The organism is Paenarthrobacter sp. NPDC056912, from assembly GCF_042786555.1.
Lineage (GTDB): Bacteria > Actinomycetota > Actinomycetes > Actinomycetales > Micrococcaceae > Arthrobacter.
The window spans coordinates 1-14,325 of record NZ_JBHUCD010000032.1; the positions used below are offsets into that span (position 1 = coordinate 1).

Genomic DNA, 14,325 nt, shown 5'->3' on the forward strand with positions numbered 1-14,325 from the left:
GTATAAGAGACAGCCCGGGACAATGTCCCGGGCCGCTGCCGTTATGAAGAGGGTTCGCTACTCGGCGGACTTGCTGAAGTAGTCGGCGCCGCCCACGTATTCGGTGTGGCCGGATTCGACGTCAGCTGTCACCATCTTGGCAACCTCCGCCGCGAATTCCTCCACGGAGTACAACTTGCCGGCTTCCGCGCGGCGCGCCTCGATTGCACCGGGGTTGGAGCGGTCAAGCAGCGTGGCCGTGACGGTTCCCTCGATCATGTCGCCGGAAACGACCACCAGTGAAATGCCTTTGTCTGCAAGGTTGGGCAGGAGGGCCCGCAGGGCGTCCTCACCGGCACGCTTGCTCTTGGCCACCGGCTCGTACTCAGGCATGGTGGGGACGGTCTCAACGAAGTGGGCCTGGTGACTGGTCACGAACACAACCCGGGAACCTTCGGGCATCAGCGGAACAGCGGCATTGAGCATGTTGATCTGGGCGTCGCGGTTCAGCTTGAGTGCGTAACCCTCCTCCATGCCGGATTCCATACCGCCGGATGCGTTGAGCACCAGGACATCGAGGGAACCGAATTCCTCCATGGCCGTGCTGGCCAGGGCGTGTACGCCTTCGTCGGTCGTCAGGTCCGCCCCGACGGCGGCGGCGCGGCCACCAGCTGCCTGGATCCCAGCCACTACCTTGTTCGCGCGGGGCGCCTTCTGGCGGTAGTTGACCACGACGGCGGCACCCTCACCAGCGAGGATCTTGGCAACTTCGGCCCCGATCCCCCGGGAAGATCCAGTAACGATCGCGGTCTTGTTATCCAGCGTTCCCATACGTACTCCTTTGTTCACTTCATCCAAATTCAGTGGGCTCAACGTCCATCTTGCCAGCGCGGGGCTGTAAATCCTTTGTTGGGCCCACACAAAAACTGCTTGGTCTCCTCAGAAGCCAGCGGCTAGTGCCCCATGCCCAGCCCGCCATCAACCGGGATCACGGCACCTGAAATGTAGGCGGCTTCGTCGCTGGCTACCCAGCGCACAACATCGGCAACTTCGGATGCCTCCGCGAATCGTCCGGCCGGGACGTTGGCCAGGTAGGCCTTCTGGGTATCTTCCGGCAGTTCAGCAGTCATGTCGGTGTTGATGAAACCGGGAGCGACTACGTTGGCCGTAATACCCCGGCTGCCGAGTTCCCGGGTCAGCGAGCGGGCAATGCCCACCATGCCGGCCTTGGAGGCGGAGTAGTTGATCTGGCCCGGAGCGCCGTAAAGGCCCGAAACGGAGGAGATCAGGACGACGCGGCCCTTGCGCAAGCGGATCATTCCCTTGGAAGCGCGCTTGATGACGCGGAAGGCTCCGGTGAGATTGGTGTCCAGGACTGATGTGAAGTCGTCTTCGCTCATCCGCAGCAACAAAGTGTCCTTGGTGATGCCCGCGTTGGCAACCAGTACTTCCACCGGGCCGTGCGCCTCTTCCACTACTTTGAACGCGGCGTCAATGGAGGCCTCGTCGGTGACATCGGCCTTGACGCCCAGGATGCCTTCAGGAAGTTCTGTTTCACTGCGGTAGGTCACAGCTACCTTGTCACCGTTGGCAAGGAACGATTCCGCAATCGCGAGGCCGATGCCTCGGTTGCCGCCGGTAATGAGGACGCTGCGGCCGGTGGATACTGCTTCAGACATTCTTTCGCTCCAGGTTCTGCGACAAGGCTGTGCCGCGGTGAAGAGGGGATTTCCTGCCTCGATCTTATCCGCCGCCCACTGCAACCCGTCGGTAGCCGTCCTCCAGCGCGGTTTGGGCGGCTCCCACCTTGGTGAGAGAATTGAGAGAAGCCTTTGGAGTGTGATGATTCAGCTGTGACACGAGAAAACAGTCCCCTGCAGCAGGTGCCCGGGGATCCGGACGCTGTTTCCAGCGACCCCGAAGTCCACAGCATCACCGATGCCGCCGCTGCCCACTCCGAAGATATGCGTGAGCGCATGATCAAGTACGCAGTGGCCATGGGTATCCGAATGGTCTGCATCATCTTGATTTTCGTGGTGGACGGTTGGTTCAAGATCATCGCTATCGCCGGGGCCGTGTTCCTGCCCTGGATTGCAGTGGTCATCGCCAACGGCAGCGACAAAGCCGAGGACCACAGCGATTCCCTGCTCGACTACGTGGCCGCCGCCGAAATTGAGGGCGCTCCCCAGGTCGTGGAGGAAGAGCAGCCCGAGTCCGTCACTGTGCTCCAAGGCGAACTGATCGACGACGAACCCACCAGCGATCAGGTTGAAGAGCCTGATGTAACTGACACCACCGACACCGGCAACGAACGGGCAGCTTCATGAATATCCTCAATCTTGGTGGCCTCGGTGCAGGCGGCCAAGAGTCCGAACGTGCCACAGCCCCGGCCCTCTGCTCCCGCAAAGGCTGCCGGTCAGGCGCCGATTGGCAGTTGCTGTGGAACAACCCGCGGATCCACACCCCCGAGCGTCGTAAGATCTGGCTCTCCTGTGATGAGCACCGCGAATGGTTCGAAGACTACCTCCAAACCCGTGGCCTCTGGAAAGAGACCCTTCCTTTCGACGCAGCTGATGCTGCTGTTGGAGAGGCACGCTGAATGTACCGTTTTCTCTTCTCCAGCAAATGGCTGGGGTATTTCGTTCTGGCAGCGATCTTCGCCACGGCCTGTCTTTTCCTGGGCCGTTGGCAGATGGACCGCAGGGCCGAGACCTTGGCCGAGATCAACCGCGTAGTGAGCAACTTTTCCGCTACGCCCATCCCCTACTCGGACATCAAGTCCGAGTTTGACTCCTTGGATCCCGAGCGCGAATGGACGCAGGTTGAGCTGCGCGGGAGTTACGACCTCGACGGGCAGCGCGTTGTCCGCAACCGTCCACTGAACGGCCAGCCGGGCTACGACGTCGTTGTCCCTTTCCGCCTGACCACCGGGGAAGCCGTGGTGATTGACCGCGGCTGGCTGCCGATCGGCAACAACACTCCCGGCCATCCCGACGTCGTTCCGGCGCCTCCCACGGGCGAAGTCACCGTCGTGGCCCGCCTCAAGCCTGCGGAACCCAAGCTGGACCGAGGCGCGGTGGACGGGCAGCTTGCTTCCATTGATCTTTCGAGCTTCGCCACTGAGCTGCCATACCCCATCGCGACAGGTGCCTATGGGCAGCTGGCGAGCGAAAACCCTGCAGTGCAAGCCATGCCCACTCCGTTCCCGAAGCCGGCCACGGAAGAGGGAACGCACCTGTCTTATTCCCTGCAATGGTTCGCCTTTGGTGTCCTCATGTTCATCGGCTTCGGTTATGCAGCACGGCAGCAGGCACGCAACGCGGCCATCGATGCCGAAGAGGAAGAAGACGAGGAATTCATCGCCGCCGGGGGAACGCCCAAGCGCCGCACGCCGATCCCCCGCGCGAACAAGCGGCCGACGTCCGAAGAAGAGGAAGACGCGATCCTGGATGCCCAAGGCTACTGATTCCGTGCCAGACCCCGTGGTCAACGTCAGGTCGGCGTTGACGGCCGCTGGCGCAAGGGACACGGTCCGCATCTTTGAGGATCAGGTTCCCACAGCGGCCGCGGCCGCCTCGGTTCTGGGTTGCGACGTAGCCGCCATCACTAACAGCCTGATCTTCGAGGTTGGTGGCGAGCCGCTGCTGATCCTGGCCAGCGGTGCGGCCAAGGTAGACACTGCCTTGGTGGCCGATCAGTTGGGTTCAGCGAAGATCCGGCGTGCCAAGCCTGAGTTCGTCCTGGCACACACCGGACAGGAAGTAGGCGGAGTGGCCCCGGTGGGCCATCCGCGGAAGATCCGGACCCTGCTGGACACATCGTTACAGAAACATCCACTGCTTTGGGCCGGCGCCGGTGACCACAATTCCATGTTCTCCATCAGCTACGAAGAACTTGCGCGCATCACCGGCGCGGAACCCTTGCGGGTCCGCTAGCGCCAGCATCTATGCCAAAGTGATGAGGTCCAGGTAGTCCTCGTTCCAGTGGTCCTCCACGCCGTCCGGGAGCAGCACAACACGCTCCGGATTCAGCGCTGACACGGCACCTTCATCGTGGCTGACCATGACGACGGCGCCACTGTAGTTCTTGAGCGCACCCAGGATTTCCGCACGGCTGGCAGGGTCCAGGTTGTTGGTGGGCTCGTCCAGGAGCAGGACGTTGGCGCTGGAAGCCACGATGGTGGCAAGTGCCAAACGGGTCTTCTCGCCACCGGACAACACGCCTGCAGGCTTGTCGACGTCGTCCCCTGAGAAGAGGAACGAACCCAGGATGCCGCGGACCTCGGCGTCCTTCATATCCGGCGCGGAGGAACGCATGTTCTCCAGAACCGTGCGATCGACGTCGAGGGTTTCGTGTTCCTGGGCGTAGTAGCCCACCTTGAGTCCATGGCCGGGGATGATGTCACCGGTGTCAGGCTTGTCGACCCCGGCCAACATACGCAGCAGTGTGGTCTTACCCGCACCGTTGAGGCCGAGGATGACCACTTTGGAGCCGCGGTCGATGGCAAGGTCCACATCCGTGAAGATCTCCAGGGAACCGTAGGACTTGCTCAAGCCCTCGGCGGTCAGCGGCGTCTTGCCGCACGGTGACGGATCAGGGAAGCGAAGGGCTGCCACGCGGTCATTCTCGCGCACGGCCTCCAATCCGCTCAGGAGCCGTTCTGCACGCTTGGCCATGTTTTGGGCAGCAACGGCCTTGGTGGCCTTGGCCCGCATCTTGTTGGCCTGGTCAATCAGTACCTGAGCCTTCTTTTCGGCATTGGCACGTTCGCGCTTGCGGGCCCGCTCATCGGTTTCGCGCTGGAGCAGGTACCGCTTCCAGTCCATGTTGTAGTAGTCGATCTGGGCACGGTTGGCGTCCAGCAAGAACACCTTGTTCACCGTCGCTTCGAGCAGTTCGGTGTCGTGGCTGATCACGATCAAGCCGCCCTGGTGGTTTTTCAGGAAGTCGCGCAGCCACGTGATGGAATCGGCATCGAGGTGGTTGGTTGGTTCGTCCAGGAGCAGGGTCTCAGCGTCGGAGTAAAGGATTCGCGCCAATTCCACGCGGCGGCGCTGGCCACCGGAAAGGGTCTTCAAGGGCTGGTTGAGGAGCCGGTCCGGCAGCGCGAGGTTGGAGGAGATCGCGGCGGCTTCAGCCTCCGCGGCGTAACCACCACCGGCCAGGAATTCGGCTTCGAGGCGGTCATAGCGGTTCATGGCTTTCCGCTGGACGGCGGCGTCCTCGCTGGCCATGTCGTCGTGGGCCTTCTTGAGCTTGCCCACCACGACGTCCAAGCCGCGGGCGGAAAGGATGCGGTCGCGGGCGAGCTGCTCCATGTCCGGGGTGCGGGGGTCCTGGGGCAGGTAGCCGATCTCGCCGCTGCGGGTCACTTTGCCGCCGGCCGGGAGTCCTTCGCCTGCAAGCACTCGGGTGAGGGTGGTCTTCCCTGCGCCGTTGCGGCCGACGAGTCCGATCTTGTCCCCTTTGTCCACCCTGAAGTTGACCTGGTCCATGAGCAGGCGTGCGCCGGCGCGGAGTTCGAGTTCCTGGACGGTAATCAATTCGGGTGATGCCTTTCAATGGGGAACGCCTGCGGGGACCGGTGGGCCCGATGAGTGCGGCGGGGGGGGGGCTGTGAGAACAGCCTTTTCAAGTCTACCGGCACCCCGGCCGCAGGCTGACATCGCCCCAACGAGCTCCAAACTGTGCCACCCGCCAAAGAACCGTGTGCTGTTCTTGTGGGGAGGCTCCAAAAACCGGGTGCTACAGGCTACGTATTCTCAACAACAGGGGAAAAACGTTATCCATTCCATCGCATCGCATCATTCTTGATAGGACCCGCCATGAGCCAGACCGACTCTGCCACCGCGCAGCGCACCACTGCCCGCCGCACACGCTGGACCGCCACGGACCTTGGCCTGATCGCCGTCTTCGCAGCCCTTGTGGCAGCATCTGCAATCGTGCCGGGCATTCCAGTAGGCGCGCTCGGTGTGCCGATCACCCTGGTGACCCTGACGGTGATGCTCAGCGGCCTGGTGCTTGGGGCAGGCCGCGGGTTTGCCGCCGTCGGGCTGTACGTATTGCTGGGACTCGCCGGCCTCCCGATCTTCAGCGGGGGCCGAAGCGGGTTGGGTATCCTGGCCACACCGTCCGCAGGCTACATCATCGCGTTCCCCCTGGCTGCCGCGGCTACCGGCTACCTGGCCGGCGTCGTCATCCGCAAGACAGTCAAATACCGGGCCCTGTGGCTCTTCGGGGCCACCATGATCAGCAGCATCGTGATCGTCCACGGGCTGGGCGTCCTGGGCATGATGGTCAACGGCAAGTTGGACTTTAGCAAGGCCTTCATCGCCGATCTCGCTTTCTACCCCGGGGATATCCTGAAAAACGTGCTCGCAGTCATCATTGCCATGGCCATCCACAAGGCCTTCCCGGACGTCCTGGTACGACGAGTCAAGTAAAAGCAGGAACAATCAGGTCATGAACTCCATCAGTTTCAGCAGTGTCTCGGTGCGCGTCGTCGTCGATGGCCAGGACGAGCCCAAGACCCTGCTGCGTGACGTTTCCTTGAACCTGACCGAGCGTCGCGTCGCTGTCATCGGAGCCAATGGATCCGGAAAGTCAACCCTTCTGCGCCTCCTCAACGGCCTGGTGGAACCGAGCGCGGGGACGGTCGTGGTCCACGGCGATGACACCGTCACCGCCGTCCGACGTGTTCGCAGCAACGTGGGCTTCGTCTTCACGGATCCCCTGTCCCAGTTGGTCATGCCGACCGGTCGGGAAGACGTCGAACTGTCACTCCGCCGCTCCATCAAGAACTCCAGGGAGCGTTCGGCCCGGGCCGAGGAAGTCCTGGACCGATTTGGACTGCTTCGCCTGGCCGACCAAAGCATCTATGAACTCTCCGGAGGTGAGAGGCAATTGCTGGCCTTGGCAGCAGTCCTGGCGGTCAACCCGGCAGTGCTGGTCCTCGACGAACCGTCGACGCTCCTGGACCTGCGGAACCGTGAGCTCCTTCGCCGCACCGTCGCAGGGCTGGACCAGCAGGTCATCATGTCCACGCATGACCTCGACCTGGCACTGGACATGGATCGCGTCTTGGTGGTGGAAGCCGGACGCGTTGTGTTCGACGGCGATGCCTCCGACGGCGTTGCCCGTTACCGGGCGCTGTGCGCAGCTTCCCTGGGTGAACTGCCGTATGAAAGGGCCCCGAAGTGAGGGGCCATGGCTTCCTCATCGCCAACTACGTGCGCGGTAATTCGATCATCCACCGCACGCCGCTCTGGATAAAGTTCCTGGTAGTGGCCGCCTGCGGAACCGCGTCCTTCCTGATTGTGGACTGGACAGTTTCGTTGCTGATCTTCGCGCTGATGTGCGGACTGTTCCTGATGAGCGGTGCGGGCGTGAGGCGGCTCATCAGGGCCCTTTGGATGGTGACTCCCATCCTCGTGGTCATTGGTCTTTTCCAGTGGTGGCAGCTTGGTGGTCCCACGGCGGCCCGCATCGTATTGAACGTCCTGGTCTGTGTCGTGGCCGCCTCGGTACTGACTGCCACAACACCGGTGCAGGATCTGCTGGACGGGGTGGTGTCCCTGGCCAAGCCATTCCGGCGCTTTGGTGCCGACCCCGAGCGTTTTGCGCTGACCATCGCGGTAATGCTGAGGAGCATCCCCTTCATTGCCGGCGCCTTTTCCGATGTGCGGGACTCTGCTCGGGCACGCGGGCTGGAGCGGAACCCCAGGGCATTGGTGCTCCCGGTTTTCATCACCACCGTGGCTTATGCCCGGCAGACAGGTGACGCGCTGGCGGCCCGTGGACTGGGCGAACCGGACACGGATTAGAGCCGGGAGTACCGCAGCAGCGCCGCTGTTCCCATGCCGCCGGCGATGCTGATCATCGCCAACCCCACAGCGGACTCCGAAGATTCCTGGTACATCCCGCGTGATTGGGCCAGGAGCCGCGTCACAAGAACGGCGCCGGAAGCGCCGTAGCCGTGACCGAGGGCCAGTGCCCCGCCGTCCAGGTTGGCCCGGGCGGGGTCAACGCCCAGGTGTTCCAAACACGCAATGGTCTGCGAGGCGAAGGCCTCGTTGAACTCGATGAGGTGGACGTCATCTGCGGTCATCCCACGGCGGGCAAGCAGGCGTTCGGCCGCGTGGGCCGCGCCAATTCCGAGAAGCTCAGGGTCCACGCCTGTCGTGTCGCACCCGAGCACCAACAAGCCGTCCGCCGCGCCCATCGCCCGGGCACGTTTGAGGGACGTCAACACGACGGCGGACGCGGCGTCGGCGTCAAAGCAGGAGTTCGCTGCCGTGACAGTGCCGCCCGGGACGAAAGCGGCCGGGAAACGCGCCATCAAGGGCTCAGTAAGCGACGACCTAGGACCATCGTCCGCGGCTACCCGCGTTCCGTTGCTTGTCAGCGGGACAATCTCATCCACGTACGTGCCGGAACTGCCTGCGTCAACGGCACGGCGATGGCTCCGGAGTGCGTACTGGTCCTGGCGCTGCCTGTCCACGCCAAAGGCTCGGGCAACGTTCTCGGCGGCGACTCCCATGTCAGGATCGCCAAATTCCGGCGGAACAAAGGTGGCCCGGGAGTAGAAGTCAAGGCCGCCGTCGTCGTTCCTGTTGGCGCGAGCCGGAGCGGTGCTGATACTTTCCACCCCACCGGCCAGAAACAACGGGTCTCCACCGGCCGCCACTAACCGCGCCGCAAGCGCGATGGCATCCAGTCCCGAGCCGCATTGCCGGTCAACGGTGAGTCCGGGGACCGTGACAGGCAATCCGGCCTTGAGCGCCGCGAACCTGGCCACATTTCCGCCGCCGCCGACGGCATTTCCGATGATGACGTCTGCCACTGAGGCCGGGTCCACACCCGTGGCTTCCAGGAGTGAGCTGAGCACAGGAGCCAGAAGCTCCGCAGCGCGTACACGCTTCAGGCGGCCGTTGGCGCGGCAGATCGGTGTCCGAAGAGCCGCGATGATGACCGGCTGCCGTGATTCGTCCACCGGGTTCGTTGCCGCATCAACGCCGTCCAGGGGGCTGGCGCTAGCCAAGGAGCGAGGCCCGAGGGTCGTGGTTCTTGATCCAATCCAAAAGAACTTTCCTGCTCACCTTGCCGCGGTCCGTCATGGGCAGCTCGGACAGCAGGTAGTACTGCAAAGGCCGCTTGTCCCGGGCCAGCAGGCCATCAAGGCCAGTGCGAAGCTGGGTGGCGGTCACAGCGCCGTACGCGGGCACCACACCGGCAATGACCTTTTGCCCACGGATGTCGTCCGGCGCTCCGGCCGCAACAGCGACTTCGATTCCGGGCACGGACGCCAACGCCAGCTCCACCTCGTGGGGGTAGACGTTCTTTCCGGACGTGATGATCATGTCCGAGCGCCGGCCCAGTATGTGCAGGACGCCGTTGTCCACATACCCCTGGTCCCCCACGGTGTACCAGCCGTCCAGGCACCGCAGGGCTTGGCCGTCGTCACCCCACAGGTAGCCATTGCTGACCATCCCGCTGCGAACGCTGATGTTTCCATGGTCCCCGTCCGGGACGGACACTCCGGCGTCGTCGAGGATCCGCAGTTCGACTCCCGGGAAAGGGGTGCCGATGCCAGTGCCTCCGACGTCCAGCGGTTCAGACGCCGCCAACCGCGTACCAGAGACAAAGCTGAGCTCAGAGGCACCGTAGTACTCATAAATTGCGGCGTGGGGTGCCCACCGGCGGGCCGCCTCCAGGGTCCTGGCGTCCAACTTGGAGCCTGCGCAGATGATGCTGCGGATCCCGGACGCGTCAACATCGCCCGCGAGGCCTCGTTCACTGAGCAAGCGCAACATCGTGGGTGCAACGACGAGGCGCGTGATGCCGTCATGCCGTATTGCCGCATGCGCGTCACCGACGTCGAAGGACTCAAGAGTATGAAAGGCCGCGCCCGCGTACAGGCATTCGGACAACGCATAGAGATTCAGGCTGGCGGAGAGGGGGCCTGGCGCCAGCGTCCGGTCATCTTGGGAGAGCCCGAAGAACTCGATGGAAGCATCGAACGAAACTTGCCATGACCTTCGGGAACGCGTAAATGCCTTGGGTACCGAGGTGGTGCCGGAAGTGAGTCCAATGAGGAACGTGCTCGAAGGGTCGCCATCAATGAGGTCTACGCTGGCAGCAATTTCTGCGGACTCGACAATGCGGGACGCAACTTCGTCGGTCATGCGCAGCGGCCATTGGGGGTCCAAAACCGCGCATCGACGCTCCCCCGCCACCGCTGCCGCATATCGGGCGACGAAACCCACGGAGTTGGGTTCGGAAAGTACGGTCGTGGCGGATCCGTAGCCAAGCATTGCTGTCGCGGCGTCGCGGAGTTCAGCCCAGGTATGCCGGCTGTTGCCCACAACGACGGCGGTGTCGTGGGGGCGCTCGTCGGCCCAGCGTTGAATTTTATCCAGGAAAGGCACCCAGTCGATTTTACGGCAGTGTCCGGCGCCCGGCACCAAAAGTGACGTCTATTCTGACTGTATGAGTTTCAATGACGGTGCGCAGCTTGACCCTTCCCAGGTGGAAGACAGACGTGGCGGAGGAATGGGCCGCGGGACCAAGATCGGTGGAGGCATCGGCGGCGGTATCGTCGTTCTGTTGCTCGTGTTGCTGGGAGTCAATCCCGGTGTCCTCGGTGACCTGACCGGCGGCGGCAGCCAGCCTCCCGCCGTCGAAAGCGGCAGTGCAGGTGCTGGAGGTGTCCAGGAGTGCCAGACGGGCGCTGATGCGGACAAGCGCCTGGACTGCAGGATCACCGGTACGGTCAATAGCCTCAACGCGTTTTGGCCTGACTATTTGGCACAGTACAACGTGAAATACTCCCGGCCGGGAACGGTAATTTTCGACACCTCCACCAGCACCGGGTGCGGTCCTGCTACAACAGCGGTGGGGCCCTTCTATTGCCCGGCGGACGTCAAGGCCTACTTTGATCCGGGTTTCTTCGATGAACTCGTGACCCGCTTCGGCTCATCGGGAGGTCCACTCGCGCAGGAGTACGTGGTGGCCCATGAATTCGGGCACCACGTACAGAACATCCTCGGGACCCTGGACCAGGCGCAGCAGGACCCGCAAGGTCCCCAGTCCGGGGCCGTCCGGGTAGAACTCCAGGCAGACTGCTATGCCGGCCTGTGGGTTCGTCACGCCACCACGCAGAAGGACCCTGTCAGCGGCAAGCCGTTCCTCGATCCCCTCACCGAGCAGGACCTGCAGGACGCGTTGTCGGCAGCGTCCGCCGTCGGAGATGACCGCATCCAGCAGGCCGCCACAGGACGGGTCTCGCCTGAGTCGTGGACCCACGGATCCAGCGCACAGCGTCAGAAATGGTTCTACCAGGGGTACAGCACGGGCGATATCAACAAGTGCGACACTTTCGGAGTGGCCACCCCATGAAACCGGGTGCCTAAGCAGGAAATGGTTCCGGGCATACCGCCCGGAACCATTTCTTTGCCCGCGGTTGCGAGCTAAAACTGCTGATCAGATGTTGAAGCCGAGGGCCCGCATCTGGTCCTTGCCGTCGTCGGTGATCCGCTCGGGACCCCATGGCGGCATCCATACCCAATTCAGGCGCCACTCGTCCACTATGCCGTCGAGGGACTTGCCGACCTGCTCTTCAAGCACGTCCGTCAGCGGGCACGCCGCCGTGGTCAGTGTCATGTCGATCAGGAGAGCGCCGTCTTCATCGGAGTACTTGAGCCCATAGAGAAGGCCCAGGTCCACGACGTTGACACCGAGTTCCGGGTCAATGACGTCCTTAAGCGCTTCCTCGACGTCCTCGAGGCTGGTGCGCGCCATATTGATTTCGGTCATGGAACGATCCTAACTAGGCCTGCACGGCAGGGGCAACGGCAACTCCGGCGCCCGGGGCGTAACGGTCGTAGCCCTCTTCCTCAAGGCGGTCTGCCAGCTCCGGGCCGCCCTCTTCAACAACCTTGCCGTCAACGAACACGTGGACGAATTCCGGCTTGATGTAGCGCAGGATGCGCGTGTAGTGCGTGATGAGCAGCGTGCCCATGTTGCCCTCTTCGTGCGCACGGTTAACGCCCTCGGACACAACCTTCAGAGCGTCGACGTCCAGGCCGGAGTCGGTCTCGTCGAGGATCGCGAATTTCGGCTTGAAGAGTTCGAGCTGGAGAATCTCAACGCGCTTCTTTTCACCACCGGAGAAGCCTTCGTTGACGTTGCGCTGGGCGAAGTCGGCGTCGATGCGGAGCTGCTGCATGGCAGCCTTGACGTCCTTGGTCCAGGTGCGCAGTGCCGGTGCTTCGCCATCGATTGCGGTCTTGGCGGTGCGCAGGAAGTTCGTCATGGTGACGCCCGGAACCTCTACCGGGTACTGCATGGCCAGGAAGAGGCCCGCACGTGCGCGCTGATCGACGCTCATCTCCAGGACGTCTTCGCCGTCCAGCGTAATGGTGCCGCTGGTCACGGTGTAGCGCGGGTGCCCGGCGATGGTGGACGCCAGGGTGGACTTGCCGGAGCCGTTGGGGCCCATGATCGCGTGGGTCTCGCCGGTCCTGATGGTCAGGCTGACGCCCTTCAGGATCTCTTTGATGCCCTGCTCCGTCTCGATGCTGACGTGCAGGTCCTTGATCTCAAGAGTAGACATGCTCTTCTTTCTTCCGTTCGTAAGTCTGGCGGTACTGGGCGCTCAGTAGTGATCTACCGAGGCGCCGTTCACAACGTTGGTCACGTCCACGTAAACGTCGTCGCCATCAATGGTGACGGCGAAAACCGGGACGGGGTCATAAGCAGGCAACTGGAGAGGCTGGCCGCTGCGGAGGTCGAACTGGGAACCGTGTCCCCAGCATTCGATCGCGCAGCCTTCAACCTCTCCCTCGGACAACGAGATGTCCGCGTGCGAGCAGGTATCAGCGATGGCGTGGATGTCGCCCATCGAGTCCTTCACGATAGCTACGGGGTAGTCATCGATCAGGACACGCAGCGCCTGCTTGACCTGTATGTCATTGGCGTTGCATACCAGTTCGCCCTTGGTTTCTTCACTCATGGTGTCCTGCCTGGCCTGTCTTAGTTGTCGGTCGCGGCGAGTTCGCGCTCAACAGCTGCGGTCAGGCGCTCTTCGATTGCCGGGACCTTGATCTGCTGGATGATCTCGTTGAGGAAGCCTCGGACCACCAAGCGGCGGGCAACCTTTTCCGAGATGCCGCGGGCCATGAGGTAGAACAGGTGCTCGTCGTCGAAGCGGCCGGTGGCGCTGGCGTGGCCGGCACCCTCGATCAAGCCGGTTTCGATCTCCAGGTTGGGGACTGAGTCCGCACGGGCACCGTCCGTCAGGACCAGGTTCCTGTTTGCCTCATAGGTGTCCGTGCCTTCTGCTTCCTTGCGGATCAGGACGTCGCCAACCCACACGGTGTGGGCATTGCGTCCCTGCAGCGCGCCCTTGTACAGGACACGGGACTTGCAGTTCGCCACTGCGTGGTCCACGAAAAGGCGCTGCTCAAGGTGCTGTCCGGCGTCAGCGAAGTACAGGCCGAACATCTCGACGTCGGCGCCCGGCGCGGTGAAGCGGGTGGACGGCGTGACGCGGACAAGGTCGCCGCCGAGGCTGACAACGATGTGCTTGAACTTGGCGTCGCGCCCGATCTTTGCCTGCTGCGATGACGCGTGAACGGCGTCGTCGGCCCATTCCTGAAGGGACACGACGGTCAGTTCAGCGCCATCCTCGACGATGATTTCGACGTTCTCGGAAACAACGGCCGTGCCCTGGTGGTCCAGGACAACGACAGCCTTGGAGAAGCGCTCTGCCACGATCACGATGTGCTGGGCGGAAGGAGCCACACCGGCGCCGGTGAGAAGCACGGACACTTCACTCTCGGCCTGCAGTTCGGCGGGCACCGTGATGACGGTGGCCTCGGCGAAGTTTTCCCAGCCGTTGGCGGACACACGGTCCTCGGGAATTGCTGCCTGCCCGATGCGCTGATCGTCGCGGCCGACCGTCTCAACCACGACGCCGGCAGGTGCTGTGACGCTGACGGCCGGAGCTGCTCCGTCAAGGACGTCGGTGTGAAGGCCACGAAGCCGCTTCAGCGGTGTGAAGCGCCAGTCTTCCTCAAGGCCGTTGAGCGGCTTGAAGTCCGCCAACGTGTAAGAGGTGAGGCGGCCCGCACGGGAGCTGTCGGGGATACCGACGCCGCCACCGTGTGAGTGGCTCTTGGCCGACGCGCCGGCGAGCGGACCAGCAGAAGGCTGCTCCGACGTCGTGGACGTGTTGGTTCCGGTGTTGACGGGCGAAAGGTTCTCGCCTTCCTCGGTGAAGCCGTTAATGAACGGCTGGGCCGAGGGCGCGCCGATGCGCGCTTTTTCTGTAGTGATATCAGTCAT

At 63.0% G+C, this 14,325-nt stretch carries 17 protein-coding genes; 8 read left to right on the top strand and 9 right to left on the bottom strand.

Features of this window, described 5'->3' with window-relative positions:
- Positions 1–57: 57 nt before the first annotated feature.
- Both ACFRJ9_RS23280 and ACFRJ9_RS23285 read right to left on the bottom strand, forming a co-directional pair.
- Positions 58–810, bottom strand: a complete 753-nt coding sequence (locus ACFRJ9_RS23280) for an SDR family oxidoreductase (RefSeq protein ID WP_377673121.1) — start codon at positions 808–810, stop codon at positions 58–60.
- A 122-nt stretch (positions 811–932) separates the two neighbouring features.
- Entirely contained in the window at positions 933–1,658 is a 726-nt protein-coding gene (locus ACFRJ9_RS23285; protein ID WP_377673123.1) for a beta-ketoacyl-ACP reductase, read from the bottom strand.
- 153 nt (positions 1,659–1,811) lie between these two features.
- Here ACFRJ9_RS23285 and ACFRJ9_RS23290 point away from each other — a divergent pair, with 153 nt between their 5' ends.
- From ACFRJ9_RS23290 to ACFRJ9_RS23305, 4 genes are read left to right on the top strand one after another with little or no spacing between them, the layout of a single operon-like run.
- Positions 1,812–2,306: a DUF3099 domain-containing protein gene (locus tag ACFRJ9_RS23290; RefSeq protein ID WP_377673125.1), complete on the top strand. Its 495-nt coding sequence runs from the start codon at positions 1,812–1,814 to the stop codon at positions 2,304–2,306.
- Positions 2,303–2,578 carry a hypothetical protein gene (locus tag ACFRJ9_RS23295; protein ID WP_377673127.1) on the top strand — a complete coding sequence of 92 codons (276 nt, stop codon included), beginning with the start codon at positions 2,303–2,305 and terminating at the stop codon, positions 2,576–2,578. The genes ACFRJ9_RS23290 and ACFRJ9_RS23295 overlap by 4 nt, the downstream gene beginning before the upstream one ends.
- Positions 2,579–3,445 (top strand): SURF1 family protein, encoded by an 867-nt coding sequence (locus ACFRJ9_RS23300; protein WP_377673129.1) that lies wholly within the window; start codon positions 2,579–2,581, stop codon positions 3,443–3,445.
- Entirely contained in the window at positions 3,429–3,914 is a 486-nt protein-coding gene (locus ACFRJ9_RS23305) for a YbaK/EbsC family protein (RefSeq protein ID WP_377673131.1), read from the top strand. The genes ACFRJ9_RS23300 and ACFRJ9_RS23305 overlap by 17 nt, the downstream gene beginning before the upstream one ends.
- A 9-nt stretch (positions 3,915–3,923) precedes the next feature.
- Here the strand turns inward: ACFRJ9_RS23305 and ACFRJ9_RS23310 are convergent, their stop codons facing one another.
- On the bottom strand, positions 3,924–5,522 hold the full coding sequence (locus tag ACFRJ9_RS23310; RefSeq protein WP_377673134.1) for an ABC-F family ATP-binding cassette domain-containing protein: 1,599 nt from the start codon (positions 5,520–5,522) through the stop codon (positions 3,924–3,926).
- A 282-nt stretch (positions 5,523–5,804) separates the two neighbouring features.
- Here ACFRJ9_RS23310 and ACFRJ9_RS23315 point away from each other — a divergent pair, with 282 nt between their 5' ends.
- The 3 genes from ACFRJ9_RS23315 to ACFRJ9_RS23325 are packed head-to-tail and all read left to right on the top strand — an operon-like array spanning position 5,805 to position 7,802.
- Positions 5,805–6,422, top strand: coding sequence for a biotin transporter BioY (locus ACFRJ9_RS23315; protein WP_377673136.1), 618 nt, complete (start codon positions 5,805–5,807; stop codon positions 6,420–6,422).
- Positions 6,423–6,441: 19 nt separating this feature from the next.
- Positions 6,442–7,179 carry an energy-coupling factor ABC transporter ATP-binding protein gene (locus ACFRJ9_RS23320; RefSeq protein WP_377673138.1) on the top strand — a complete coding sequence of 246 codons (738 nt, stop codon included), beginning with the start codon at positions 6,442–6,444 and terminating at the stop codon, positions 7,177–7,179.
- A complete protein-coding gene (locus ACFRJ9_RS23325) occupies positions 7,176–7,802 on the top strand; it encodes an energy-coupling factor transporter transmembrane component T family protein (protein WP_377673140.1) in 627 nt (208 codons plus the stop codon). Before ACFRJ9_RS23320 ends, ACFRJ9_RS23325 begins: the two co-directional genes overlap by 4 nt.
- Here the strand turns inward: ACFRJ9_RS23325 and ACFRJ9_RS23330 are convergent.
- Together ACFRJ9_RS23330 and ACFRJ9_RS23335 are read right to left on the bottom strand one after the other, a co-directional pair.
- Complete coding sequence (locus ACFRJ9_RS23330) at positions 7,799–9,019, bottom strand: thiolase family protein (RefSeq protein ID WP_377673142.1); 1,221 nt, start codon at positions 9,017–9,019, stop codon at positions 7,799–7,801. The genes ACFRJ9_RS23325 and ACFRJ9_RS23330 overlap by 4 nt on opposite strands.
- Entirely contained in the window at positions 9,012–10,406 is a 1,395-nt protein-coding gene (locus ACFRJ9_RS23335; RefSeq protein WP_377673145.1) for a class I adenylate-forming enzyme family protein, read from the bottom strand. The genes ACFRJ9_RS23330 and ACFRJ9_RS23335 overlap by 8 nt, the downstream gene beginning before the upstream one ends.
- Positions 10,407–10,467: 61 nt before the next feature.
- Here ACFRJ9_RS23335 and ACFRJ9_RS23340 point away from each other — a divergent pair, with 61 nt between their 5' ends.
- Complete coding sequence (locus tag ACFRJ9_RS23340; RefSeq protein WP_377673148.1) at positions 10,468–11,376, top strand: neutral zinc metallopeptidase; 909 nt, start codon at positions 10,468–10,470, stop codon at positions 11,374–11,376.
- Positions 11,377–11,460: 84 nt separating this feature from the next.
- Here the strand turns inward: ACFRJ9_RS23340 and ACFRJ9_RS23345 are convergent, their stop codons facing one another.
- From ACFRJ9_RS23345 to sufD, 4 genes are read right to left on the bottom strand one after another with little or no spacing between them, the layout of a single operon-like run.
- The gene (locus ACFRJ9_RS23345; RefSeq protein WP_377673151.1) at positions 11,461–11,793 is read right to left on the bottom strand and encodes a metal-sulfur cluster assembly factor; all 333 of its coding nucleotides are present in this window, start codon (positions 11,791–11,793) and stop codon (positions 11,461–11,463) included.
- Between the two features lie 13 nt (positions 11,794–11,806).
- Positions 11,807–12,592 carry a Fe-S cluster assembly ATPase SufC gene (gene sufC, locus ACFRJ9_RS23350; protein WP_377673154.1) on the bottom strand — a complete coding sequence of 262 codons (786 nt, stop codon included), beginning with the start codon at positions 12,590–12,592 and terminating at the stop codon, positions 11,807–11,809.
- A 42-nt stretch (positions 12,593–12,634) separates the two neighbouring features.
- Positions 12,635–12,991: a non-heme iron oxygenase ferredoxin subunit gene (locus ACFRJ9_RS23355; protein ID WP_017200887.1), complete on the bottom strand. Its 357-nt coding sequence runs from the start codon at positions 12,989–12,991 to the stop codon at positions 12,635–12,637.
- Positions 12,992–13,011: 20 nt separating this feature from the next.
- Positions 13,012–14,325 carry a Fe-S cluster assembly protein SufD gene (gene sufD / locus ACFRJ9_RS23360; RefSeq protein WP_377673157.1) on the bottom strand — a complete coding sequence of 438 codons (1,314 nt, stop codon included), beginning with the start codon at positions 14,323–14,325 and terminating at the stop codon, positions 13,012–13,014.